The organism is Pseudomonas vranovensis, from assembly GCF_040438935.1.
Classification (GTDB): Bacteria; Pseudomonadota; Gammaproteobacteria; order Pseudomonadales; family Pseudomonadaceae; genus Aquipseudomonas; species Aquipseudomonas vranovensis.
In genome coordinates, this window is sequence record NZ_CP159259.1 from 5,461,807 (window position 1) to 5,486,679 (window position 24,873).

24 protein-coding genes, 2 tRNA genes and 1 rRNA gene are annotated in these 24,873 nt (G+C 59.8%); 18 read left to right on the forward strand and 9 right to left on the reverse strand.

Going from position 1 to position 24,873, the window contains the following annotated elements:
* Positions 1-90: 90 nt before the first annotated feature.
* The 11 genes from ABVN19_RS25190 to ABVN19_RS25240 all read left to right on the forward strand — a co-directional run bounded on the left by ABVN19_RS25190 (position 91) and on the right by ABVN19_RS25240 (position 10,914).
* Positions 91-1,215 (forward strand): ABC transporter ATP-binding protein, encoded by a 1,125-nt coding sequence (locus ABVN19_RS25190; protein ID WP_028942141.1) that lies wholly within the window; start codon positions 91-93, stop codon positions 1,213-1,215.
* A gap of 40 nt (positions 1,216-1,255) precedes the next feature.
* Positions 1,256-2,287: an ABC transporter substrate-binding protein gene (locus ABVN19_RS25195; RefSeq protein WP_028942140.1), complete on the forward strand. Its 1,032-nt coding sequence runs from the start codon at positions 1,256-1,258 to the stop codon at positions 2,285-2,287.
* Between the two features lie 64 nt (positions 2,288-2,351).
* On the forward strand, positions 2,352-3,599 hold the full coding sequence (locus ABVN19_RS25200; RefSeq protein WP_028942139.1) for an ABC transporter permease: 1,248 nt from the start codon (positions 2,352-2,354) through the stop codon (positions 3,597-3,599).
* 11 nt (positions 3,600-3,610) lie between these two features.
* A complete protein-coding gene (locus ABVN19_RS25205) occupies positions 3,611-4,438 on the forward strand; it encodes an ABC transporter permease (RefSeq protein WP_028942138.1) in 828 nt (275 codons plus the stop codon).
* A gap of 139 nt (positions 4,439-4,577) precedes the next feature.
* On the forward strand, positions 4,578-5,252 hold the full coding sequence (rpe, locus tag ABVN19_RS25210) for a ribulose-phosphate 3-epimerase (RefSeq protein WP_028942137.1): 675 nt from the start codon (positions 4,578-4,580) through the stop codon (positions 5,250-5,252).
* Positions 5,249-6,067, forward strand: coding sequence for a phosphoglycolate phosphatase (locus ABVN19_RS25215; protein ID WP_105641468.1), 819 nt, complete (start codon positions 5,249-5,251; stop codon positions 6,065-6,067). Before rpe ends, ABVN19_RS25215 begins: the two co-directional genes overlap by 4 nt.
* A gap of 69 nt (positions 6,068-6,136) precedes the next feature.
* Positions 6,137-7,618: an anthranilate synthase component I gene (trpE, locus tag ABVN19_RS25220; protein WP_105641469.1), complete on the forward strand. Its 1,482-nt coding sequence runs from the start codon at positions 6,137-6,139 to the stop codon at positions 7,616-7,618.
* A 52-nt stretch (positions 7,619-7,670) separates the two neighbouring features.
* The gene (locus ABVN19_RS25225; RefSeq protein WP_028942134.1) at positions 7,671-8,264 is read left to right on the forward strand and encodes an aminodeoxychorismate/anthranilate synthase component II; all 594 of its coding nucleotides are present in this window, start codon (positions 7,671-7,673) and stop codon (positions 8,262-8,264) included.
* A gap of 9 nt (positions 8,265-8,273) precedes the next feature.
* Positions 8,274-9,323: an anthranilate phosphoribosyltransferase gene (trpD, locus tag ABVN19_RS25230; RefSeq protein ID WP_028942133.1), complete on the forward strand. Its 1,050-nt coding sequence runs from the start codon at positions 8,274-8,276 to the stop codon at positions 9,321-9,323.
* A complete protein-coding gene (trpC, locus tag ABVN19_RS25235) occupies positions 9,320-10,156 on the forward strand; it encodes an indole-3-glycerol phosphate synthase TrpC (protein WP_028942132.1) in 837 nt (278 codons plus the stop codon). The genes trpD and trpC overlap by 4 nt, the downstream gene beginning before the upstream one ends.
* A gap of 53 nt (positions 10,157-10,209) precedes the next feature.
* Entirely contained in the window at positions 10,210-10,914 is a 705-nt protein-coding gene (locus ABVN19_RS25240; protein WP_105641470.1) for a lipoate--protein ligase family protein, read from the forward strand.
* On the opposite strand, the gene crp is transcribed toward ABVN19_RS25240, so the two are convergent.
* On the reverse strand, positions 10,911-11,555 hold the full coding sequence (crp, locus tag ABVN19_RS25245) for a cAMP-activated global transcriptional regulator CRP (protein WP_028942130.1): 645 nt from the start codon (positions 11,553-11,555) through the stop codon (positions 10,911-10,913). The two genes, ABVN19_RS25240 and crp, sit on opposite strands and share 4 nt — an antisense overlap.
* 190 nt (positions 11,556-11,745) lie before the next feature.
* Between crp and ABVN19_RS25250 the strand changes: the two genes are divergently transcribed.
* Positions 11,746-12,168: an OsmC family protein gene (locus ABVN19_RS25250; RefSeq protein WP_028942129.1), complete on the forward strand. Its 423-nt coding sequence runs from the start codon at positions 11,746-11,748 to the stop codon at positions 12,166-12,168.
* 63 nt (positions 12,169-12,231) lie between these two features.
* Here ABVN19_RS25250 and ABVN19_RS25255 read toward each other — a convergent pair whose 3' ends face one another.
* The 6 genes from ABVN19_RS25255 to hemJ form a co-directional block, all read right to left on the reverse strand.
* The gene (locus tag ABVN19_RS25255; RefSeq protein ID WP_028942128.1) at positions 12,232-13,272 is read right to left on the reverse strand and encodes a hypothetical protein; all 1,041 of its coding nucleotides are present in this window, start codon (positions 13,270-13,272) and stop codon (positions 12,232-12,234) included.
* 8 nt (positions 13,273-13,280) lie between these two features.
* Positions 13,281-13,928: a 2-polyprenyl-3-methyl-6-methoxy-1,4-benzoquinone monooxygenase gene (gene coq7, locus ABVN19_RS25260; protein WP_028942127.1), complete on the reverse strand. Its 648-nt coding sequence runs from the start codon at positions 13,926-13,928 to the stop codon at positions 13,281-13,283.
* A 65-nt stretch (positions 13,929-13,993) separates the two neighbouring features.
* Entirely contained in the window at positions 13,994-14,332 is a 339-nt protein-coding gene (locus tag ABVN19_RS25265; RefSeq protein ID WP_028942126.1) for a histidine triad nucleotide-binding protein, read from the reverse strand.
* A 72-nt stretch (positions 14,333-14,404) separates the two neighbouring features.
* The gene (locus tag ABVN19_RS25270; RefSeq protein WP_028942125.1) at positions 14,405-15,178 is read right to left on the reverse strand and encodes an SDR family oxidoreductase; all 774 of its coding nucleotides are present in this window, start codon (positions 15,176-15,178) and stop codon (positions 14,405-14,407) included.
* Positions 15,179-15,223: 45 nt separating this feature from the next.
* Complete coding sequence (locus ABVN19_RS25275; protein WP_105641471.1) at positions 15,224-16,180, reverse strand: nitronate monooxygenase family protein; 957 nt, start codon at positions 16,178-16,180, stop codon at positions 15,224-15,226.
* A 31-nt stretch (positions 16,181-16,211) separates the two neighbouring features.
* On the reverse strand, positions 16,212-16,637 hold the full coding sequence (hemJ, locus tag ABVN19_RS25280) for a protoporphyrinogen oxidase HemJ (RefSeq protein ID WP_028942123.1): 426 nt from the start codon (positions 16,635-16,637) through the stop codon (positions 16,212-16,214).
* Positions 16,638-16,780: 143 nt separating this feature from the next.
* Here hemJ and argC point away from each other — a divergent pair, with 143 nt between their 5' ends.
* On the forward strand, positions 16,781-17,815 hold the full coding sequence (argC, locus tag ABVN19_RS25285) for an N-acetyl-gamma-glutamyl-phosphate reductase (protein ID WP_105641472.1): 1,035 nt from the start codon (positions 16,781-16,783) through the stop codon (positions 17,813-17,815).
* Between the two features lie 156 nt (positions 17,816-17,971).
* A complete protein-coding gene (gene erpA, locus ABVN19_RS25290; RefSeq protein ID WP_028942121.1) occupies positions 17,972-18,322 on the forward strand; it encodes an iron-sulfur cluster insertion protein ErpA in 351 nt (116 codons plus the stop codon).
* Between the two features lie 66 nt (positions 18,323-18,388).
* On the opposite strand, the gene ABVN19_RS25295 is transcribed toward erpA, so the two are convergent.
* Both ABVN19_RS25295 and ABVN19_RS25300 read right to left on the reverse strand, forming a co-directional pair.
* Positions 18,389-19,480 carry an anhydro-N-acetylmuramic acid kinase gene (locus ABVN19_RS25295; RefSeq protein ID WP_105641473.1) on the reverse strand — a complete coding sequence of 364 codons (1,092 nt, stop codon included), beginning with the start codon at positions 19,478-19,480 and terminating at the stop codon, positions 18,389-18,391.
* Positions 19,481-19,483: 3 nt separating this feature from the next.
* Positions 19,484-20,917 carry a peptidoglycan DD-metalloendopeptidase family protein gene (locus ABVN19_RS25300; RefSeq protein WP_105641474.1) on the reverse strand — a complete coding sequence of 478 codons (1,434 nt, stop codon included), beginning with the start codon at positions 20,915-20,917 and terminating at the stop codon, positions 19,484-19,486.
* A gap of 210 nt (positions 20,918-21,127) precedes the next feature.
* Here ABVN19_RS25300 and tyrS point away from each other — a divergent pair, with 210 nt between their 5' ends.
* From tyrS to ABVN19_RS25320, 4 genes are all read left to right on the forward strand, one after another.
* Positions 21,128-22,327 carry a tyrosine--tRNA ligase gene (gene tyrS, locus ABVN19_RS25305; RefSeq protein ID WP_028942118.1) on the forward strand — a complete coding sequence of 400 codons (1,200 nt, stop codon included), beginning with the start codon at positions 21,128-21,130 and terminating at the stop codon, positions 22,325-22,327.
* A gap of 582 nt (positions 22,328-22,909) precedes the next feature.
* Positions 22,910-24,446, forward strand: a 16S ribosomal RNA gene (locus tag ABVN19_RS25310).
* An 85-nt stretch (positions 24,447-24,531) separates the two neighbouring features.
* Positions 24,532-24,608, forward strand: a tRNA-Ile gene (locus ABVN19_RS25315).
* 10 nt (positions 24,609-24,618) lie between these two features.
* Positions 24,619-24,694, forward strand: a tRNA-Ala gene (locus tag ABVN19_RS25320).
* The last annotated feature ends 179 nt before the right edge of the window (positions 24,695-24,873 follow it).

Below are 24,873 nucleotides of genomic sequence, written 5' to 3' on the forward strand. Positions count from 1 at the left end.
TGATATCAATCTCTCTCCACCCCCGATTTGCGTCGGCTTTCACCTTCACTAGGCTGTAAACACGCAGTCATCCAACAAGAAGGTACGGGTATGAGTGAGGTGAATTCGAGCGCTGCAGCCAGCGAAGTGCTGGTCAGCTTCCGTGGTGTGCAGAAGAGCTACGACGGCGAATCGCTGATCGTCAAAGACCTCAATCTGGATATTCGCAAAGGCGAGTTCCTGACCTTGCTCGGCCCCTCCGGCTCCGGCAAGACCACCAGCCTGATGATGCTGGCCGGCTTCGAGACGCCGACTGCCGGCGAGATCCAGTTGGCGGGCCGCTCCATCAACAACGTGCCACCCCACAAGCGCGACATCGGCATGGTGTTCCAGAACTATGCGCTGTTTCCGCACATGACCGTGGCCGAGAACCTGGCCTTCCCCTTGAGCGTACGCAACCTGAGCAAGACCGACATCAGCGAGCGCGTAAAGCGCGTGCTGAACATGGTCCAGCTCGATGCCTTCGCCAAGCGCTACCCCGGCCAGCTGTCCGGCGGCCAGCAGCAGCGGGTGGCCCTGGCCCGGGCATTGGTGTTCGAGCCGCAGTTGGTGCTGATGGACGAACCGCTGGGTGCCCTCGACAAACAGCTGCGTGAACACATGCAGATGGAAATCAAACACCTTCACCAGCGCCTTGGCGTCACCGTGGTGTATGTGACCCATGACCAGGGCGAAGCGCTGACCATGTCCGATCGGGTGGCGGTGTTCCATCAGGGCGAAATCCAGCAGATCGCCGACCCGCGCACCCTGTACGAAGAGCCGAAAAACACATTCGTCGCCAACTTCATTGGTGAAAACAACCGGATCAATGGTCGCCTGATCAGCCAGGACGGTGAGCGCTGCCAGGTGCAACTGGCGCGCGGCGAGAAAGTCGAGGCGCTGGCGGTGAATGTTGGCCAGACCGGCGACCCGGTGACCTTGTCGATCCGTCCCGAGCGCGTGCGCCTCAACGGCCACAGTGAAAGCTGCGTCAACCGCTTCTCTGGCCGCGTAGCCGAATTCATCTATCTGGGCGACCACGTACGGGTTCGCCTGGAAGTCTGCGGCAAGGCCGATTTCTTCGTGAAGCAGCCGATTGCCGAACTCGACCCGGCCCTGGCCGTGGGCGATGTGGTACCGCTTGGCTGGGAGGTTCAGCACGCCCGCGCGCTCGATCCGATCCTGGAAGCCAATTGAAGGTTTGCTTCACCAACCCTGCACTGTGGAGAGAATAACAATGCTCAAACACTTGAAGTTGACCGCCCTGACAGTGGGTATGTTTGCAGCGGCCCAGGCCATGGCCGCCGACCTCACCGTGATTTCCTTCGGTGGTGCCAACAAGGCCGCCCAGGTCAAAGCGTTTTACGAGCCATGGGAAAAGGCAGGTAACGGCAAGATCGTCGCCGGCGAGTACAACGGTGAAATGGCCAAGGTCAAGGCGATGGTCGACACCAAGAGCGTGTCGTGGAACCTGGTCGAGGTCGAGTCGCCAGAGCTGGCCCGTGGTTGTGATGAAGGTATGTTCGAGGAGCTCGATCCTGCGCTGTTCGGCAACGAAGCTGATTATGTTCCGGGTGCTATCCAGCCTTGCGGTGTTGGCTTCTTCGTCTGGTCCACGGTCATGGCCTACAACGCCGACAAACTGAAAACCGCGCCGACCAGTTGGGCTGACTTCTGGGACACCAAGCAGTTCCCGGGCAAGCGGGGCCTGCGCAAGGGTGCCAAATACACCCTCGAATTCGCCCTGATGGCCGACGGCGTAGCGCCCAAGGATGTGTACAAGGTGCTGGGCACCAAGGAAGGCCAGGACCGCGCCTTCAAGAAGCTCGATGAACTCAAGCCGAGCATCCAGTGGTGGGAAGCCGGCGCCCAGCCGCCGCAGTACCTGGCTTCGGGTGACGTGGTCATGAGCTCGGCCTACAACGGTCGGATCGCTGCGGTGCAGAAAGAAAGCAACCTGAAGGTGGTCTGGAACGGTGGCATCTACGACTTCGATGCCTGGGCCATTCCAAAAGGTGCGAAGAATGCCGAAGAGGCCAAGAAGTTCATCGCCTTCTCGGTCAAGCCTGAGCAGCAGAAGATCTACTCGGAAAACATTGCTTACGGACCGGCCAACGCCACCGCGGTGAACCTGCTCTCGGCCGAGGTCAAGAAGGACATGCCGACCACCCCGGAAAACATTGCCAACCAGGTGCAGATCGACGTCGCTTTCTGGGCTGACAACAGCGAACAGCTGGAACAACGCTTCAACGCCTGGGCTGCCAAGTAAGGTCGGCTGATGGAGCGTCGGCGCATAGCCGACGCTTCCTGTTCTCAAGATTTCGGAGTTCGCTATGGCCATCGCAGTGCCCCTCAAAGAAGGCGCCGGTTCCAACCTCAAGCAGCGTCTTGCGCGAGCAGAGCGGGTCAACCGCTGGAAAGCCCAGGCCTTGATCGCGCCGTTGGCGCTGTTCCTGCTGCTGGTTTTCCTCGTGCCCATTGCCGCGCTGTTGTACAAGAGCGTCGGTAACCCGGAGGTCGTGACCGGCCTGCCGCAGACCGTGACCGCCGTGGCCGCTTGGGATGGCAAGGGCCTGCCAGGTGAGTCGGTGTACAAGGCACTGAGTGAAGACCTGGGCCAGGCGCGCAAGAACCAGACCCTGGGCGACACGTCCAAGCGTTTGAACATGGAACTGGCAGGCTACCGCAGCCTGTTGGCCAAGACTGCCCGAGCCCTGCCGTTCAAGACCGAGCCGGCTTCATATAAAGAAGCGTTGCAGGAACTGGATGAGCGCTGGGGCGATCCGGCGTACTGGCAGGCGATTCGCCGTAACACCAGTAGCGTCACCCCGTTCTACCTGCTGGCAGCCCTGGACCATCGTATCGATGACCTGGGCGAGGTGGCCAAGGCCACCCCGGACCAGGCGATCTACCTGGACATCTTCACCCGCACCTTGTGGATGGGTTTTGTCATCACCGCGATCTGCCTGGTGCTGGCTTATCCGTTGGCCTACCTGCTGGCCAATCTGCCGACCCGCCAGAGCAATCTGCTGATGATTCTGGTGCTGCTGCCGTTCTGGACGTCGATCCTGGTGCGGGTCGCTGCCTGGATCGTGCTGCTGCAATCGGGCGGATTGATCAACAGTGCGCTGATGGCGGTGGGGATCATCGACAAACCGCTGGAGCTGGTTTTCAACCGCACCGGTGTGTACATCTCCATGGTTCACATCCTGCTGCCGTTCATGATCCTGCCGATCTACAGCGTGATGAAGGGCATTTCGCCGACCTACATGCGTGCAGCCATTTCCCTGGGCTGCCATCCATTCGCCAGTTTCTGGCGGGTGTACTTCCCGCAGACCTACGCCGGTGTGGGCGCAGGTTGTCTGCTGGTATTCATCCTGGCCATCGGCTACTACATCACTCCGGCACTGCTGGGCAGCCCGAATGATCAGATGGTCAGCTACTTCGTGGCGTTCTACACCAACACCAGCATCAACTGGGGCATGGCGACCGCGTTGGGCGGCTTGCTGTTGCTGGCGACCGTGCTGTTGTACTTGATCTATAGCTGGCTGGTCGGCGCCAGCCGCCTGCGTCTGAGCTGAGGAGCGTTGTCATGCTGAGCCCCTACATGTCGCCCGTCGAGCGGGTCTGGTTCTACAGCTTGCGCATCCTTTGCGGGCTGATTCTGTTGTTCCTGGTGTTGCCGGTGCTGGTGATCATTCCGCTGTCGTTCAACTCGGGCAGCTTCCTGGTCTACCCGCTGCAGGGTTTCTCGCTGCAGTGGTACCAGGACTTCTTCGCCTCGGCCGAGTGGATGCGGGCCCTGAAGAACAGCATCATCGTTGCCCCAGCGGCAACGGTGCTGGCGATGATCTTCGGCACCCTGGCTTCGATCGGCCTGACTCGTGGCGACTTCCCCGGCAAGTCGCTGATCATGGCACTGGTAATTTCGCCCATGGTGGTGCCGGTGGTGATCATCGGTGTGGCCAGTTACCTGTTCTTTGCACCCCTGGGCCTGGGTAACAGCTTCATTTCGCTGATCCTGGTCCATGCAGTGCTGGGCGTGCCGTTCGTCATCATCACTGTGTCGGCAACCCTGCAGGGCTTCAACCACAACCTGGTGCGGGCGGCGGCAAGCCTTGGCGCCTCGCCACTGACGACCTTCCGTCGGGTGACGTTGCCGCTGATTGCGCCCGGGGTGATTTCAGGTGCCTTGTTCGCCTTTGCTACCTCGTTCGACGAAGTGGTAGTGACCCTGTTTCTGGCGGGCCCTGAGCAGGCCACCTTGCCACGGCAGATGTTCAGCGGCATCCGCGAGAACCTCAGCCCGACCATTGCGGCGGCAGCGACATTGCTGATCGCGTTCTCGGTGGTGCTGTTGCTGACCCTGGAATGGTTGCGCGGGCGTAGTGAGAAATTGCGCACCCAGCAGCCAGGTTGATGTTCGTGGGGCAAGCCCGTTCCTGGTGTAGGAGCGGGCTTGCCCCACGATCCCGTCGCCGGATTTGATACCGGTCAGCGCCAGACCGATTCACTGAGGTACAATGCGCGCCACCGTGATTCTGCCCTACAGGTGCGCCATGCAGCCCTACGCTATTGCCCCCTCCATTCTCTCTGCCGATTTCGCTCGCCTGGGCGAGGAAGTCGACAACGTCCTGGCCGCTGGTGCCGACATCGTCCACTTCGACGTGATGGACAACCACTACGTACCCAACCTGACCATTGGCCCGATGGTGTGCACCGCGCTGCGCAAGTACGGCATCACCGCGCCGATCGACGTGCACCTGATGGTCAGCCCGGTCGACCGTATCATCGGCGACTTCATCGAAGCGGGCGCCAGCTACATTACCTTCCATCCGGAAGCCAGCCTGCACATCGATCGTTCGCTACAGTTGATTCGCGACGGTGGTTGCAAAGCGGGCCTGGTGTTCAACCCGGCAACCCCACTCGACACCCTCAAGTACGTGATGGACAAGGTCGACATGATCCTGTTGATGAGCGTCAACCCAGGCTTTGGTGGCCAGAAGTTCATCCCCGGAACCCTCGACAAGCTGCGTGAAGCGCGTGCGCTGATCGACGCCAGTGGTCGTGATATCCGCCTGGAAATCGACGGTGGCGTGAACGTGAACAACATTCGCGAAATCGCCGCTGCTGGCGCCGATACCTTTGTGGCTGGCTCGGCGATCTTCAATACGCCGGACTACAAGGAAGTCATCGCCAAGATGCATGCCGAACTGGCCCTGGCCCGCGCATGAGTGGCTTCGAGCAGCTGTTCCCCGGCGCTCTGCCCAGGCTGGTGATGTTCGATCTGGACGGTACCCTGATCGATTCGGTACCAGACCTGGCCGCGGCGGTGGATCACATGCTGCTCGAATTGGGTCGCAAGCCCGCAGGCCTTGAGGCGGTTCGCCACTGGGTCGGCAATGGTGCCCCGGTATTGGTGCGCCGGGCGCTGGCGGGCGGCCTGGACCACGCCGATGTCGATGACGACGAGGCAGAAAAGGCCCTGGAGCTGTTCATGCAGGCTTACGCCAGCAGCCATGAGCTGACCGTGGTCTACCCCGGTGTGCGCGATACCCTCAAGTGGCTGCACAAGCAGGGTGTCGAAATGGCCCTGATTACCAATAAGCCAGAGCGCTTTGTCGGCCCCTTGCTCGACCAGATGAAGATTGGTCGATATTTTCGCTGGATCATCGGTGGCGATACCCTGCCACAGAAAAAGCCCGATCCGGCCGCCCTGTTGTTCGTGATGAAGATGGCGGGTGTACCGGCCGAGCAGGCGCTGTTCGTCGGCGACTCGCGCAGTGATGTGCTGGCGGCCAAGGCAGCTGGCGTCAAGTGCGTGGGCCTGACCTATGGCTACAACCACGGTCGCCCCATCAGTGAAGAAACACCGTGCCTGGTCATTGATGACCTGCGTGCGCTGTTGCCTGGTTGCTTAGATCCGGCCACTGGGATAACGTTGGCTGACGTTAAATCCCCCTCAGATCGAGATTCCATCGTGGCGGTTACCGGCAAACTCTGGATGAAAGTCATCAAGGCCTTGGCCCGTTGGCGTTGGCGCGCCTGACTTTTATCTGCCGGCCGTTGCCGGCCCGTTTGCCTGTTCGACCCTATTGCTGCTTGCCACGAGGCTATCATGACCCGCGAAGAATTCCTGCGCCTGGCCGCTGAAGGCTACAACCGCATTCCCCTGGCCTGCGAGACCCTGGCCGACTTCGACACGCCGCTGTCGATCTACCTGAAACTGGCTGATCAACCCAACTCCTACCTGCTCGAATCGGTGCAGGGCGGCGAAAAGTGGGGGCGTTACTCGATCATTGGCCTGCCATGCCGCACGGTCATGCGCGTACATGATCACCAGGTGCGGATCACCCACGACGGTGTGCAGATCGAACAGCACGAAGTCGAAGATCCGCTGGCGTTCGTCGAAAGCTTCAAGGAACGCTACAAAGTGCCGACCATTGCCGGTCTGCCGCGTTTCAACGGTGGTCTGGTCGGCTACTTCGGTTATGACTGCGTGCGTTATGTGGAGCGGCGCCTGGGCAAGTGCCCGAACCCGGACCCGCTGGGCGTACCGGATATCCTACTGATGGTCTCGGATGCGGTGGTGGTGTTCGACAACCTGGCGGGCAAGATGCACGCCATCGTGCTCGTCGACCCGGCTCAGGAAAGCGCCTACGAAAACGGTCTGGCACGGCTGGAAGGCCTGCTTGAGCAACTGCGCCAACCGATCACCCCGCGTCGCGGCCTGGAACTGGGTGGCCCGCCTGCACCGGAGCCGACGTTCCGCTCAAGCTTTACCCAGAGCGACTACGAGCGTGCGGTCGATACCATCAAGGAGTACATCCTCGCCGGTGACTGCATGCAGGTGGTGCCGTCCCAGCGTATGTCGATCGACTTCAAGGCCGCGCCCATCGATCTGTACCGGGCGCTGCGCTGCTTCAACCCGACGCCGTACATGTACTTCTTCAACTTCGGCGACTTCCATGTGGTCGGCAGCTCGCCTGAGGTGCTGGTACGGGTCGAAGACAATCTGGTCACCGTTCGCCCAATTGCAGGTACCCGTCCACGTGGTGCCACGGAAGAAGCTGACCGGGCACTGGAAGAAGACCTGCTGTCGGACGACAAGGAAATCGCCGAGCACCTGATGCTGATCGACCTGGGGCGCAACGATGCCGGTCGCGTGTCGGCGACGGGTACCGTCAAAGTCACTGAGAAGATGGTGATCGAGCGCTACTCCAATGTCATGCACATCGTTTCCAACGTCACCGGTGAATTGAAGGAAGGCCTGAGCGCGATGGATGCGCTGCGCGCCATCCTGCCGGCTGGGACCTTGTCCGGGGCGCCGAAGATTCGCGCCATGGAGATCATCGACGAGTTGGAGCCGGTCAAGCGCGGAGTCTATGGTGGCGCCGTCGGCTATTTTGCCTGGAACGGCAATATGGACACCGCCATCGCAATCCGTACTGCGGTCATCAAGGATGGCGAGCTGCACGTACAGGCCGGTGGGGGTATCGTCGCCGACTCGGTACCTGCACTGGAGTGGGAAGAAACCATCAACAAGCGCCGGGCGATGTTCCGGGCGGTAGCGTTGGCTGAACAAACGCCACGCAGCTGATCGAAACCACGCCTGTCCACCCGGCGAAATTGATTCTAGAGGTTGAACCCAGATGCTACTGATGATCGACAACTACGACTCCTTCACCTACAACGTCGTGCAGTACCTCGGCGAGTTGGGTGCAGAGGTCAAGGTCATTCGCAACGACGAGCTGACCATCGCCCAGATCGAAGCCCTGAACCCCGAGCGCATTGTGGTTTCTCCCGGCCCTTGCACGCCGACCGAAGCGGGTGTTTCCATCGAGGCCATCCTGCACTTCGCCGGCAAACTGCCGATTCTTGGCGTGTGCCTGGGCCACCAGTCCATCGGCCAGGCCTTTGGCGGCGATGTGGTGCGTGCCCGCCAAGTGATGCACGGCAAGACCAGCCCGGTTTTCCATAAGGACCTGGGCGTGTTTGCCGGCCTGAACAACCCGCTGACCGTGACCCGCTACCATTCGTTGGTGGTCAAGCGCGAAACCCTGCCCGAGTGCCTGGAGCTGACCGCCTGGACCGCACTTGAAGACGGTTCGGTGGATGAAATCATGGGCCTTCGCCATAAAGAACTGAACATCGAGGGGGTGCAGTTCCACCCCGAGTCGATCCTCACCGAGCAGGGCCACGAGCTGTTCGCCAATTTCCTCAAGCAGACCGGCGGCCGCCGTTAAGGATTGATCATGGATATCAAGAGTGCGCTCAACCGCATCGTCGGCCACCTGGACCTGAGCACCGAAGAAATGCGCGACGTGATGCGCGAGATCATGACCGGCCAATGCAGTGAAGCGCAGATTGGTGCGTTCATGATGGGCATGCGCATGAAGAGCGAAAGCATCGACGAGATCGTCGGTGCGGTTTCGGTGATGCGCGAGCTGGCCGACAAAGTCGAACTCGACACCCTCGATCAAGTGGTCGATGTGGTCGGCACCGGTGGTGACGGTGCCAACATCTTCAACGTGTCCACTGCTTCTGCCTTCGTCGTTGCCGCCGCTGGCTGCACCGTGGCCAAGCACGGCAACCGTGCGGTCTCGGGCAAGAGCGGTAGCGCCGACCTGCTGGAAGCGGCCGGCATCTACCTGAACCTGACCCCTGTGCAGGTGGCGCGTTGCATCGACAGCGTCGGCATTGGCTTCATGTTCGCCCAGACCCACCACAAAGCGATGAAATACGCCGCTGGCCCACGCCGTGACCTGGGGCTGCGTACCCTGTTCAACATGCTTGGCCCGCTTACGAATCCGGCCGGTGTGAAGCACCAGGTGGTCGGCGTATTCACCCAGGCCCTGTGCCGCCCATTGGCCGAAGTGCTGCAGCGCCTGGGCAGCAAGCATGTGCTGGTGGTGCACTCCAAGGATGGTCTGGACGAGTTCAGCCTGGCTGCGCCTACCTTTGTCGCCGAACTCAAGAATGACCAGATCACCGAATACTGGGTCGAGCCAGAAGACCTCGGCATGAAGAGCCAGAGCCTGCACGGCCTGGCGGTGGAAAGCCCAGCCAAGTCCCTTGAGCTGATCCGCGATGCCCTGGGCCGGCGCATGACCGAAAACGGCCAGAAAGCGGCCGAGATGATTGTGCTCAACGCCGGTGCAGCGCTGTATGCCGCAGATCATGCGATGACTCTCAAGCAAGGTGTCGAGCTTGCACACGATGCCCTGCACACCGGCCTTGCCCGGGAAAAACTCGAAGAACTGGGCGCGTTCACCGCCGTATTCAAGCAGGAGAATGAAGGATGAGTGTGCCAACGGTTCTGGAAAATATCCTGGCGCGCAAGGTTCAGGAAGTTGCCGAGCGCAGCGCCCGGGTCAGCTTGGCCGAACTGGAGCGCCTGGCCGCTGGTGCCGATGCGCCACGTGGCTTTGCCAAGGCACTGATCGAGCAGGCCAAGCGCAAGCAGCCGGCGGTGATTGCCGAAATCAAGAAAGCCTCCCCGAGCAAGGGCGTGATCCGCGAACACTTCGTCCCCGCCGAAATCGCCGACAGCTACGAAAAGGGTGGGGCAACCTGCCTGTCGGTTCTGACCGATGTCGATTATTTCCAGGGCGCCGACATCTACCTGCAGCAGGCCCGCTCGGCCTGTACGCTGCCGGTGATCCGCAAGGACTTCATGATCGACCCCTACCAGATCGTCGAGGCCCGCGCCCTGGGTGCAGATTGTGTGCTGTTGATCGTTGCGGCGCTGGACGATGTGAAAATGGCAGAACTTGCGGCCACGGCAAAAAGCGTAGGTCTTGATGTGCTGGTCGAAGTGCACGACGGCGACGAACTGGAACGCGCATTGCGCACCCTCGATACCCCGCTGGTAGGCGTCAACAACCGTAACCTGCACACCTTCGATGTCAGCCTTGAGACCACCCTCGACTTGTTGCCACGCATTCCCCGTGATCGCCTGGCCATCACCGAGAGCGGCATTCTCAATCGTGCCGATGTCGAGCTGATGGAAATCAACGAGGTGTATTCGTTCCTGGTGGGTGAGGCCTTCATGCGTGCCGAACACCCGGGCCTGGAACTGCAGCGTCTGTTCTTCCCCGAGCGGGCGGTGCAGAATCCGGTGCAAGGACTGGACTGATTCAACGTTGAAGCCGGCATTGCCGGCTTTTTTGTACCTACAAGGTTATCGCAATGACTGATCAACTAATGGATGTGACTGTCGAGGCCGGCCTGCATGCCGAGCAGGAATTGCTGGCGGCGGTGTGCAAGGGGGAAAAAGACAACGGCGTGTTGTTCTGGCGCCCCACCGACCATGCCTTGGTCATGCCGCGGCGCATGAGTCGTCTGGAAGGATTCGAAGCGGCCTGCGCAGAACTGGCGATTGCCGGCTGGCCGGTACTGCTGCGTGAAACCGGCGGCGAGCCGGTACCGCAGTCGCCCGCGGTGATCAATATTGCCCTGGTGTATGTAGCGCCGCGTAGCGAAGGCGATCACGGTCGTATCGAGAATGCGTACGAACGTCTGTGTTTGCCATTGTGCGAGGTATTGCGCGAGTGGGGCGGGCTGGCTTCGGTGGGCGAAATCGAGGGCGCGTTCTGCGACGGTCGCTACAACGTCAACCTCAACGGCCGCAAGTTGGTGGGGACAGCCCAGCGTTGGCGCCAGGGGCTGGGTGGCAAGCGTCCCGTGGTGTTGGTTCACGGTGCCTTGTTGCTCGATAACCAACGCGAGTCGATGGTGGCGGCGGTCAACCGCTTCAATGAGTGTTGCGAACTGGAGCAGCGCTGCCAGGCCGACAGCCACATTGCCTTGCACGAAGTGGTTCCCGAGGCGCCGTTGCTCGAACGCCTCGGCCAGGCTTACGCCGAGGTGATCAAAGGCATCGCCCGGGACTAGCGGGTGCCATAGACCACCATGGTCTTGCCCTTGACGTGGACCAGGCTGCGTTCTTCAAGATCCTTGAGCACGCGGCCGACCATCTCCCTTGAACAGCCCACGATTCGACCGATCTCCTGGCGGGTGATCTTGATCTGCATGCCATCGGGGTGGGTCATGGCATCGGGTTGCTTGCACAGTTCCAGCAAGCAACGCGCGACGCGTCCGGTGACATCGAAGAAGGCCAGGTCACCGACCTTGCGTGTGGTATTGCGCAGGCGCTGGGCCATCTGGCTGCCCAGGGCATAGAGAATCTCCGGGTCCTGGCGCGCCAGTTCGCGAAATTTTTCGTAGCTGATTTCCGCCACCTCACATTCGCTCTTGGCCCGTACCCAGGCACTGCGCTGTTGCTCCTGCCCAGATTGTTCAAACAGGCCCAGCTCGCCAAAAAAATCGCCGCTGTTGAGGTAGGCGATGATCATTTCGTGGCCGTCATCGTCTTCGATCAGGATGGTCACTGAGCCCTTGACGATAAAGGACAGCGTCTCGGCTTTGTCGCCGGCGCAGATGATGTTGCTTTTGGCCGCGTAGCGGCGCCGCTGGCAGTGGGCGAGCAGCTTGTCGATGTTCTTGATCTTGGCCGAAAGGGCTGATGCAACCATGGCTGAATCCCGGTAAGAGGCAACGCGTGAACACTTTTATAGGTAGTCTGGCCAAAGGTGCCAGTGATTTGGCGTCAGCTTATCAGACACTTATTGGTGTATCGGCAGAATTCATCGTGCGCTTGAGCTTTTCCACCAGCCCTTCTGGGTCTAAGCTGGCAGCCTTTTTTCTAGCAAGGGAGTCCGGATGATGAAGGCACGTATCCAGTGGGCAGGCGAAGCCATGTTTCTGGGCGAATCGGGTAGTGGCCATGTCGTGGTCATGGACGGTCCACCCGACGCAGGTGGTCGCAACCTGGGCGTGCGGCCCATGGAAATGCTCTTGCTGGGCCTGGGTGGTTGCAGCAACTTCGATGTGGTCAGCATCCTGAAGAAGTCCCGCCAGGCAGTGGAAAGCTGCGAAGCCTTCCTCGAGGCCGAGCGTGCCAGCGAGGATCCGAAGGTATTCACCAAAATCCACCTGAACTTCGTGGTCAAAGGTCGTGGCCTGAAGGATGCTCAGGTCAAGCGTGCGGTTGAGTTGTCTGCGGAGAAATACTGCTCGGCTTCGATCATGCTCGGTCGGGCAGGGGTGGAAATCACCCATAGCTACGAGATTGTTGAGTTGGGGTGAGTGGAAAGCATCGCGGGGCAAGCCCGCTCCTACCAGTAGGAGCGGGCTTGCCCCGCGATCTGGTTAACGGCGCAGCCCCGGCAAAAGCTTCAGCAAGCCACTGGGTACGCACGCGCGCAAGCGCGCACTCAATCCCTCGCGATGTATCTGGTACTGCATTCCCAGCCCTATGACGCCCAGGCCGATCAAGGTCAGCACCACCGGGAACAGCAGCGACTCGGCAAATACCTCATAAGACAGGTAGCCCAGGTAAGCGGCCACCCCCATCGCTCCGAAGACCATGAACATGGGTCTCCTTAACAACACTGCCAAGCCCATCAGGCCGAGATTGATCAGGCAGTAAAGCGCCTTGTTCAACTCGCTGTCGCTCTCCATCAAGCTCAGTCCCAGCCAGAACGCCAACAAGCCTGCCATATAGCCCCAGAAGGCATAGTCCTGGCGGGTGCGGCCGTCGATTACCAGGAAGACCAGCAGCAATGCCAGGCCGAACCACAGTGAGACGGTCAGGCGTTGATCCCAGTTGAAGGCATCGCCGTAGACCCACTCGCTCAGGTCCATGGACATGAACCACAGCGCTCCGGCAATCGGCATCACGATAAAGGGGAACGGAATCAGACGCAGCATCAGCAAACCAGCAGCAACCGTAGCGGCTTCCATCAACAACCAGCCGCCCTGCACATAGGTGTAATAGTTGTGGTAGTTGCTCTGGCTGTCGTCCAGCGGCCAGAAGCCGGTGAGCCGCTCCACGGCAAACACGGCCAGCGGCACGATGCTCACTGCAACAGCGGCGAGCACGCCAGCAGGAATCACCTGGCCACGTCGCTGCAGCAGAAGCCCGGCCAGGGTCAGGCCGCCAATATAGAGAAGGGCGATGATCAGCAGGGCGCTGTCGCCTATGCGCATCCAGGCTTCACTGAGCAGCCAGCCCAGGGCGCCCATGATCAGCAGGGCGCCAAAGTAGAAGGCCACATGGGCCAGCTGGAAACTGGCGCGAGTCGCTGGCTGGCGCTTGAGAAACTCGAGCAGGGCCTGGTCCTGGCCGGGGTTCAGAACGCCTGCGCTTACAGCGCGGGCCAGGTCCTTGGCATCGAAGCGTTCCGTCATGGCGTGTCCTAGATACGGTAGGTGCTCTTGGTCATGACCTTGGCCATCAGGCTCATCCCAAAGCGCACGGGAGCTGGGAAACGGAATCCGCCAGCCTCCAGGGCCGACTCGGCGTGTTGTTGTTCGTCAACGCGCATCTGTTCAAGGATAGCCCGGGATTTTTCATCCTCGGCCGGGATCTGCTCCAGATGTTCGTCCAAGTGCTTGCACACCTGATGCTCGGTAGCGGCGACGAACCCCAGGCTGACTTTGTCGCTGACCAGGCCTGCCAACGCGCCAATGCCGAACGACATGCCGTAGAACAGCGGATTGAGCACGCTTGGATGACTTCCCAGCTGGCGGATGCGCTGTTCGCACCAGGCCAGGTGGTCGATTTCTTCTTCGGCGGCATGTTCCATGGCCTTGCGTACCTGCGGCAGCTTGGCGGTCAGGGCCTGGCCCTGGTACAACGCCTGGGCGCAGACTTCACCGGTGTGGTTGATACGCATGAGCCCGGCCACGTGGCGGGTTTGGGTATCGTCCAGGTCGACGTCCGGCTGGATGATGGCCGGCGAGGGGCGGGAAGGTTGGCCGCTGAAGGGAAGCAAGGTGCGCATGGCGGTATCGGCCTGCAGCAACAAGCGGTCGAGCGGCGAATAGTGACGTTCGGTAGCCATCGGGCACCTCCGCAAGAATGTGCCCGACAGTTTACCGCAATCAGGTTGATCGGGCTTGCCCTGGATCAGCCCGGTGGCCAGTGCATCTGGCGCTGACCCAGCACGTGCATATGAATGTGGTAGACGGTCTGGCCACCCAGTTCATTGCAGTTCATGACCACGCGGAAACCGTCTTCACAGCCCAGTTCCTTGGCCAGGCGCTGGGCGGTGAACAGGATGTGTCCGGCCAGGCCTTTGTCTTCTTCAGTCAGGTCGTTGAGCGTACGGATGGGCTTTTTCGGGATAACCAGAAAATGCACCGGCGCCTGTGGGGCGATATCGTGGAAGGCCAGAACCTGGTCGTCCTCGTAGATGATCTTGGCCGGGATCTCCCGGTTGATGATCTTGGTAAACAGAGTTTCCACTACGGTTGCTCCATGATGGGGGTCGGGTCTGAGTGTACTCAGGCTGTGAGTCGGCGCCCAGCCCTTGGCGGGTCAACGTGGGCAATAGGCCCGGTTGATCGCCCCGGCCAACTTGCGTGCCACCCAGCGTGAGAGCAGGCGTGGGCTGCAGGCCAGCCAGCGGTTGCGCCGGCCTGGAATGATCAGGGCGCGGTTTTTCTCCAATGCGCGCACGGTGTACAGCGCCACTTCCTCCGGGCTCAGGCAGCGCTGGCCTTTCTCCAGGCGGGGAATGCGGCGCAGCGGCGAGTGAACCGGGCCCGGGCACAGGACAGACACCTTGATGCCAGTACGCTTGAGCTCCTCGCGCAAGCCCTCGGAAAAGCTCAGCACATAGGCCTTGCTGGCCGCATAGCTGGTCATCCAGGGGCCGGGGGCGAAGGCGGCCAGCGAGGCAACGTTGAGAATCTGGCCGCCTCCTTGGACCGCCATGGCATTGCCCAGTGCATGGCACAGACGTGTCAGGGCCAGAATATTGACCTCGATAAGGTCTTGCTCATCCCCCCACTCCTGGGCCAGGAACGGGCCATAGGTGCGGATACCGGCGCAGTTGACCAGCAAGTCGATCTGCCGCTCGCCTTCTTCCAGTTCCAGCAAAAAGCCGGAAAGGCGCAAGGGTTCACCCAGGTCGCAAGCGCGAAACAGCACCTCGACCCCAAAGCGCTGGGTCAGCTCGATGGCAATGCTCTCGAGCAGGTCGCGTTGACGTGCCACCAGAATCAGATTGCGCCCCCGGCGTGCCAGTGCTTCGGCCAGTGCCAGGCCCAGTCCGCTGGAGGCACCGGTGATCATGGCGTAACGGGTCATGCAGTTCTCCAGTGGGCTAGGGGCAGGGCGCAGAGTTTACAGGAGTCAGCCGGGCCAGCGCTGGCTCAGGGATGCGGCAGAGGCTTGGGCCTGGCGGTATTCGGCGTCCAGGCGGGCGATCAATTGCTCGGTGGAGCACAGCGCGTCGATGGCACCGACACCTTGCCCGGCAGACCAGACGGTTTTCCAGGCTTTGGCTTCGTCATCAATGGGTTTGAGCTTGGTTTCGACATTGGCGCACAGGGCTGCCATGTCGAAGCCGGCGTTTTCCAGGCTCTGGCGCATGAAGCTGGCAGGTACTCCGGAAACCGCAGCGGTGTGGATGATATCGGCTGCCTTGGCACCCAGCATCATTTCTTTATACGCATCCGGGGCGCGGCTTTCGTGAGTGGCGATAAAACGCGTACCGAGGTAGGCGAGGTCTGCGCCGAGCAGTTGCGCTGCCAGTATCTCGTGGCCCCGGTTCAGGCAGCCGGCCAGCAGCAGGGTCTTGTCGAAGAACTGGCGGATCTCGGCAATCAGTGCGAACGGGCTCCAGGTGCCGGCATGGCCACCAGCGCCGGCAGCCACGGCGATCAGGCCATCGACGCCTGCCTCGGCGGCTTTCTCCGCGTGCCGGCGCGTAGTGACGTCGTGAAACACCAGCCCGCCATAACTATGCACGGCATCGACCAGCTCTTTCACCGCGCCCAGGCTGGTGATCACGATCGGTACCTTGTGTTCTACACAGATAGCGAGGTCCGCCTGCAGGCGCGGGTTGCTCTGATGGACGATCAGGTTGACCGCGTACGGGGCAGGCTTGTCCAGGGATTCAAGGCCTGACTCGATCTCCTCGAGCCAGGTCTTGAAACCGGCGCTATCACGCTGGTTCAGCGCCGGGAAACTACCGACCACACCGTTGGCACAGCAGGCCAGCACCAATTGCGGGTTGGAGATCAGAAACATTGGCGCCGCAACCACTGGCAGGCGCAAGCGTTGTTCGAGCAGGGCAGGCAATGACATGACAGGTTTCCCGAGGCTGAGTGATAAGGGATCAGAACGGTTTGACCACCACCAGAATGACGATGCCGAGCAGGATCAGCACCGGCACTTCGTTGAACCAGCGATAGTAGACGTGACTGCGGGTGTTTTCACCGCGGGCGAAGCGCTTGAGCTGAGCACCGCACATGTGGTGGTAACCGGTGAGCAGGACAATCAGGGTGAGTTTGGCGTGCATCCAGCCCTGGCTCAGGAAGCCCGGGGTCAGGCTCAGCAGCCAGATACCAAAAATGAAGGTGGCAATCATTGCCGGGCCCATGATCCCGCGGTACAGCTTGCGCTCCATGGTAATGAAGCGCTCCTGACTAATGCTGTCCTGGCTCTGGGCGTGATAGACGAATAGCCGTGGCAGGTAGAACAGTCCGGCAAACCAGCAGACCACGCTGACGATGTGCAGGGCTTTGATCCAGAGAAAAAGCATGAGGTTGAGTTCCTTCAGGGTTCACGGTCGTCAGATAGTAGAGGCTAGGCACCTGGCGGGCCATCTCAACAGTTGTGAGGGCAGTGCCACGGCCCTTATTATCGTGGGCTTTCCAGTCGGTTCGTTGATAAGGGGCACGCGTTATGGTCAAGGTCGGTATCGTCGGCGGCACGGGTTACACCGGGGTCGAACTGCTGCGTCTGTTGGCACAGCATCCACAGGCTGAGGTGGCTGTCATCACCTCGCGCTCCGAAGCCGGCCTGGCGGTCGCTGACATGTACCCGAACCTGCGCGGCCACTACGACGGCCTGGCGTTCAGCGTACCGGACGTGAAAACCCTGGCTGCGTGCGACGTGGTCTTCTTTGCCACGCCCCATGGCGTTGCCCATGCACTGGCCGGTGAGCTGCTGGCTGCGGGCACCAAGGTCATCGACCTGTCCGCCGACTTCCGCCTGCAGGATGCTGATGAGTGGGCCAAATGGTACGGCCAGCCCCATGGCGCGCCGGAACTGCTCAAGGATGCGGTCTATGGCTTGCCTGAGGTCAACCGCGAGCAAATTCGCCAGGCGCGCCTGATTGCCGTTCCGGGTTGCTACCCGACAGCCACCCAACTGGGTTTCCTGCCGCTGCTGGAGGCTGGTATTGCCGATGCTTCGCGCCTGATCGCCGACTGCAAGTCGGGTGTCAGCGGTGCCGGCCGTGGCGCCTCGGTCGGCTCGCTGTTCTGCGAAGCCGGCGAAAGCATGAAAGCCTATGCGGTCAAAGGCCACCGCCACCTGCCGGAAATCACCCAGGGTTTGCGCCGGGCTGCCGGGGGCGACGTCGGCCTGACCTTCGTTCCGCACCTGACGCCGATGATCCGTGGTATCCACTCCACTCTGTACGCAACGGTCGCCGACGCCTCGGTCGACCTGCAGGCATTGTTCGAGAAACGCTACGCCGATGAGCCGTTCGTCGACGTAATGCCGGCCGGCAGCCACCCGGAAACCCGTAGCGTGCGTGGCGCCAACGTATGTCGCATTGCCGTGCACCGGCCACAGGGTGGCGACCTGGTAGTGGTGTTGTCGGTAATCGACAACCTCGTCAAAGGCGCCTCTGGCCAGGCTGTGCAGAACCTCAACATCCTCTTCGGCCTGGACGAGCGCATGGGCCTTTCCCATGCCGGCCTGCTGCCTTAAGCCACAAGAACACGCTGCAAGCCAGCCGATCAGCTATCTGCTTATAGCTTGCAGCTAACCCCATGCAGCTTATGTATTGTTGACCGCTTTTCTCGGAGAAGCGGATAATGCGCGTCATCACGCATTATGGCGGCATAGCGCCGGGAGATAGTCAGCATGAGCGTCGAATCCTTCACCCCAGTGGCTTTGCAGTTCACAGAGGGTGCAGCGCACAAGGTGAAGACCCTGGTCGATGAAGAAGGCAACGATCGCCTGAAGTTGCGAGTGTTCGTGACGGGTGGCGGTTGCTCGGGTTTTCAGTACGGTTTCACTTTCGATGAAGATGTTGCCGAAGACGACACCATTGTCGAACGCGAAGGCGTGGCTCTGGTGGTCGATCCGATGAGCTTCCAATACCTGGCAGGAGCCGAAGTGGATTACCAGGAAGGCCTGGAAGGCTCGCGTTTCGTCATCAAGAATCCGAATGCCAGCACCACGTGTGGTTGCGGCTCATCGTTCTCGATTTGATCGCAGGGTAGGGTACAACGCAAAACGCCGCGCATTCGCGCGGCGTTTTGCGTTGTACGGGTAGGGTCAGGCCGGGTAGATGGCGCCAAGCACCCGCAAGCCACTGGCAGCGGTGACGCTGGGACGATTGGCCGGAATGCCTTGCAGGCAGCAGTGGGCTAGCCAGGCGAAGGCCATCGCCTCGACCCAGTCAGGGTCAACACCATGGGCAGCGGTACTGTCGACCTGAGCGGCAGGCAGGAGCGCGGCAAGGCGGCGCATCAGTGCGCTGTTGTGGGCACCGCCACCGCACACCAGTAGTGCCTGGGTTTCCTGCTGGGCGGCCTGCAGGGAGTTGACGATACTGTGAGCGGTGAGCTCGAGCAGCGTTGCCTGGACGTCCACTGCGGCGATGGTTGGTAGTGTTGCCAGATGCCGCGTGAGCCACGGCAGGTTGAACACTTCACGTCCGGTGCTCTTGGGGCCGGTGCCGGCGAAGAATGGATCACTGAGCAGTGCGGCGAGCAAGCCGGGATTGACGTTGCCACTGGCGGCCCAAGCGCCGTCGGCGTCGTAGCTATGGCCTTGTTGCTCATTAATCCAGGCGTCCAGCAGTACGTTGCCAGGGCCGCAGTCGAAACCACTGACCGGCTTGTCCTGCTCTATCAGGCTGAGATTACTGAACCCACCGACGTTCAGCACCGCCAGGCGCTGCCCCTGATGCTCGAACAAGGCCTCATGGAAGGCCGGGACCAGCGGTGCGCCTTGGCCTCCGGCTGCCACGTCGCGGCGACGAAAGTCCCCCACCACACAGATACCGCTGAGTTCGGCAAGTAGCGCCGGGTTGCCGATCTGTACGGTAAACCCACGCGCGGGCTCATGGCGGATGGTCTGGCCGTGGCTGCCAATGGCGCGCACATCTGCAGGCTTGAGGTTTTGCGCGGTCAGCAAGTGCTGGATGCCTTGGGCTGCAAGGCGTACCCATTGATTTTCGGCAAGGGCGGCGCGGGCAATTTCGTCGGCACCGCTGGCGCACAGGGCCAAAAGGTCCTGGCGCAGGCTGGCGGGCATGGGGATGTAATGGGTGGCGAGCAGCCGGGTATGCTGCTCTTGCTCGATCAATGCGATGTCCAGGCCATCAAGGCTGGTCCCGGACATCACTCCCAGATAAAGATCCATCGCTTAGCGCTTGTTGGACGCGAGCATGGTGGCCTTTTCCTGGTTCATGCGTGCAACCAGGGGCTGGCTCTGCTGCAGGAAGCGCTGGCGCTCAGCCTTGGCGATGGGGTCGGCCATCGGCAGCTTCTGGCCCAGGGGATCGACGTGGACGCCATTGACCTGGAACTCATAGTGCAGGTGCGGGCCGGTCGACAGGCCGGTGGTGCCGATGTAGCCGATCACCTGGCCCTGTTTCACGGTGCCGCCGGTCTTCACGCCTTTGGCGAAGCCCTGCATGTGCCCGTACAGGGTCTGGTAGCGGTTGCCGTGCTGGATGATCACGGTATTGCCGTAGCCGCCGCGACGTCCGGCCAGCAGCACCTTGCCATCGCCGGCGGCCTTGATTGGCGTGCCGCGCGGCGCTGCGTAGTCGACGCCTTTGTGGGCGCGGATCTTGTTGAGGATCGGGTGCTTGCGGCCCGCCGAAAAGCGCGAGCTGATGCGGGCGAAATCAACCGGGGTACGGATGAAGGCCTTGCGCATGCTGTTGCCGTCAGCGGTGTAGTAGTTGGTGTTGCCCTGCTTGTTGGTATAGCGAACGGCAGTGAAGGTCTTGCCGCGGTTGGTGAAGCGGGCAGAGAGGATATTGCCTGTGCCGACAACCTTGCCATCCATGACCTTCTGCTCGTAGATGACGTCAAACTCATCACCTTGGCGGATGTCTTGGGCAAAGTCGATGTCGTAGCCAAAGATCCGCGCCATGTCCATGGTCAGGCTATGGGACAGCCCGGCGCGCTGGCCGGAGGCCGATAATGAGCTCTTGATCACGCCGTGTGCGTAGGCTGAGCGTACAACCGGCTTGCTGATCTCGCGATTGAAAGCGTAACCGTTTGCGCTCCTGGTCAGGCGAATGGTTTCAAGGTTGCTGACCTTGCTGTGCAGGCTGGCCAGTTGACCGCCCTTGTCCAGCTCGATCTCCAGTACCTGGCCGCTTTTGAGCTGGCTGAACTGCTTGGCTTGCTTGTTGCTCGCCAGTACTTCATGCACCGCGGAGGAGGGCAGGCCTACTTTGGCGAACAGGGTCGACAGGGTGTCGCCGCGGCTGACTGTGACTTCGCGGTGGCTCGGGTCCTTGGCAGGGGCAGCTTCCGGTGCGGCAGTTGGCGCAGGTGCAGGCTCGACCTTGGCAGTCTCTTGCGCAGGCGTAGCGCCATCTTCGATCTGGGCGAATGGGGAGGTCTCACCAGCGCTGGCGCTTTGGGTCAGCGGTGCTTCCGGCTCCTGCTTGAGTTGCTCGGCAGGGCTCTCCAATTCCAGGTCAAGGGTGGTCTTCTTGGCTTCTACTTCGCTGGAGGGGAACACCAGCAAGGCCAGGCTGAGCAAGGCGGCGATGCCGCTGGCCGCCAACAGATGGCTCTTCGGATAAAGCGGGGGCGCTTTAGGCGGTTCGTTGGTCATAGATGAATTGACTTTGAAATAGATGAATTGGAAAAGATGAATGACATGATGAAGATGAAATAACTGTATAAAATATAACCAAATCCCCTTCGGCGCAAGCGCGCAGACGTCATCAGTCGGCTTCGGGGTCACATCCGGGGCAAAAACTTGTAATTGATGGCTGATCTTGTATGGTTGGGGCCCTTTGAATCTGAGCCTTGCGGGTCTGTTATGAAGTCGGTTGAAGAGCAGCTAGCGCTGATCAAGCGTGGTGCGGAAGAGGTACTGGTAGAGTCCGAATTGGTCGAGAAGCTCAAGCGTGGGCAGCCGCTGCGGATCAAGGCGGGTTTCGACCCGACCGCGCCCGATCTGCACTTGGGGCACACCGTCCTTATTAACAAGCTGCGCCAGTTCCAGGATCTGGGGCATCAGGTCATATTCCTGATCGGCGATTTCACCGGCATGATCGGTGACCCGAGCGGCAAGAGCGCCACGCGTCCGCCGCTGACCCGCGAGCAGGTGTTGGATAACGCCGAGACTTATAAGCAGCAGGTGTTCAAGATTCTCGACCCGGCCAAGACCGAGGTTGCCTTCAACTCCACCTGGATGGACAAACTGACCCCGGCTGACTTCATTCGCCTGGCGTCGCAGTACACGGTGGCGCGTATGCTCGAGCGCGATGATTTCGACAAGCGCTACACTACCAATCAGCCGATCGCCATTCATGAATTCCTCTACCCGCTGGTGCAGGGGTACGACTCTGTCGCGCTCAAGTGTGATGTCGAGCTGGGCGGTACCGACCAGAAGTTCAATTTACTGATGGGGCGCGAGCTTCAGCGTGCCTACGGTCAGGAAGCGCAGAACATCGTGACCATGCCGCTGCTCGAGGGGCTTGATGGCGTCAAGAAGATGTCCAAGTCGCTGGGTAACTATGTAGGCATCCAGGAAGCGCCGGGGGTGATGTACAGCAAGCTGGTGTCGATCCCGGACACGTTGATGTGGCGCTACTTCGAGCTGCTCAGCTTCCGCTCGATGGAAGAGATCGATGCGTTGCGTGCTGATGTGGCGGCGGGTGCGAACCCCCGTGACATCAAAATCAAGCTGGCTGAAGAGATCGTTGCGCGCTTCCATGGTGAAGAGGCGGCGGCCAATGCTCACCGTGCTGCGGGCAACCGCATGAAGGAAGGCGAGCTGCCGGAAGTTCTGCCGGAGGTTGAAGTGCTGGCAAGCGAAGAGATGCCAATCTCTGCTGTCCTTAATAAAGCGGGCCTGGTGAAGAACTCGGCGGCGGCTCGCGATTTGCTCGCGGCGGGCAGCGTTCGCGTTGATGGCGAAGTGGTTGATCGCGGTTTCGTGTTCGCGTTGGGCGCTACCCATGTTTGTCAGGCGGGCAAGAAAGCTTTCGCGCGTATCACGCTGAAGGCTGAGTAAGTTACCTATATATAGAGGGGCGCGTAGCGCCCCTGCTTTTTACTTGCTGTTTATAGTCAAAACGCCGCTTCTGAAACAAAGTTGAAATAAGTCCTTGACGCCCCTGTGGATCTGTCTATAATTCGCCCCACTTCCGGCGTAGTCGGAACCGAAAATTCCTTGAGTTTCAAAGAGTTAGCGGTTTCAGGTGGTGCTGGAAGTGCTTCGGTCGAAAGATCGGCAGCGGTGAAAAAGGTGGTTGACAGCGAATTGAAACGCTGTAGAATTCGCCTCCCGCTGACGAGAGATCGCAGCGAGTTAAGCGGTTGAAGTTGAAAGAGAAATTCTGAAAAACTTCAAAATAAACGCTTGACACACTCTGAGGAAAGCGTAGAATGCGCGCCTCGGTTGAAGCGAAAGACTTCAGCCAACGCTCTTTAACAATCGAATCAAGCAATTCGTGTGGGTGCTTGTGAGCTCAGACTGATAGTCAAAAAGATTATCAGCATCACAAGTGACTGCACGAGAAGTCGAAAGACTTCGAATAAGTCATTTGAGATTGCTGAGCCAAGTTTAGGGTTTTCTCAAAACCCAAGCAGTATTGAACTGAAGAGTTTGATCATGGCTCAGATTGAACGCTGGCGGCAGGCCTAACACATGCAAGTCGAGCGGATGAGAAGAGCTTGCTCTTCGATTCAGCGGCGGACGGGTGAGTAATACCTAGGAATCTGCCTGGTAGTGGGGGACAACGTTTCGAAAGGAACGCTAATACCGCATACGCCCTACGGGGGAAAGCAGGGGACCTTCGGGCCTTGCGCTATCAGATGAGCCTAGGTCGGATTAGCTAGTTGGTGAGGTAATGGCTCACCAAGGCGACGATCCGTAACTGGTCTGAGAGGATGATCAGTCACACTGGAACTGAGACACGGTCCAGACTCCTACGGGAGGCAGCAGTGGGGAATATTGGACAATGGGCGAAAGCCTGATCCAGCCATGCCGCGTGTGTGAAGAAGGTCTTCGGATTGTAAAGCACTTTAAGTTGGGAGGAAGGGCATTAACCTAATACGTTAGTGTTTTGACGTTACCGACAGAATAAGCACCGGCTAACTCTGTGCCAGCAGCCGCGGTAATACAGAGGGTGCAAGCGTTAATCGGAATTACTGGGCGTAAAGCGCGCGTAGGTGGTTCGTTAAGTTGGATGTGAAATCCCCGGGCTCAACCTGGGAACTGCATCCAAAACTGGCGAGCTAGAGTAGGGCAGAGGGTGGTGGAATTTCCTGTGTAGCGGTGAAATGCGTAGATATAGGAAGGAACACCAGTGGCGAAGGCGACCACCTGGGCTCATACTGACACTGAGGTGCGAAAGCGTGGGGAGCAAACAGGATTAGATACCCTGGTAGTCCACGCCGTAAACGATGTCAACTAGCCGTTGGAATCCTTGAGATTTTAGTGGCGCAGCTAACGCATTAAGTTGACCGCCTGGGGAGTACGGCCGCAAGGTTAAAACTCAAATGAATTGACGGGGGCCCGCACAAGCGGTGGAGCATGTGGTTTAATTCGAAGCAACGCGAAGAACCTTACCAGGCCTTGACATGCAGAGAACTTTCCAGAGATGGATTGGTGCCTTCGGGAACTCTGACACAGGTGCTGCATGGCTGTCGTCAGCTCGTGTCGTGAGATGTTGGGTTAAGTCCCGTAACGAGCGCAACCCTTGTCCTTAGTTACCAGCACGTTATGGTGGGCACTCTAAGGAGACTGCCGGTGACAAACCGGAGGAAGGTGGGGATGACGTCAAGTCATCATGGCCCTTACGGCCTGGGCTACACACGTGCTACAATGGTCGGTACAGAGGGTCGCCAAGCCGCGAGGTGGAGCTAATCTCACAAAACCGATCGTAGTCCGGATCGCAGTCTGCAACTCGACTGCGTGAAGTCGGAATCGCTAGTAATCGCGAATCAGAATGTCGCGGTGAATACGTTCCCGGGCCTTGTACACACCGCCCGTCACACCATGGGAGTGGGTTGCACCAGAAGTAGCTAGTCTAACCTTCGGGAGGACGGTTACCACGGTGTGATTCATGACTGGGGTGAAGTCGTAACAAGGTAGCCGTAGGGGAACCTGCGGCTGGATCACCTCCTTAATCGACAGACATCAGCTGTCTCATGAGCTCCCACACGAATTGCTTGATTCATTGAAGAAGACGATATCGGTAACAGCTCTTAACTGGGTCTGTAGCTCAGTTGGTTAGAGCGCACCCCTGATAAGGGTGAGGTCGGCAGTTCGAATCTGCCCAGACCCACCAGTTTCTTGTTGGGGCCATAGCTCAGCTGGGAGAGCGCCTGCCTTGCACGCAGGAGGTCAGCGGTTCGATCCCGCTTGGCTCCACCACCCCCTTGCTACCGTGTCAAAGCTTAGAAATGAATATTCGGCTCGAATATTGATTTCTGAACTTTTTCAGAATCGTTCTTTAAAAATTTGGGTATGTGATAGAAAGATAGACTGGACAGCACTTTCACTGGTGCCTGTTCAGGCTAAGGTAAAATTTGTGAGTGACTCTTAAGAGTTTT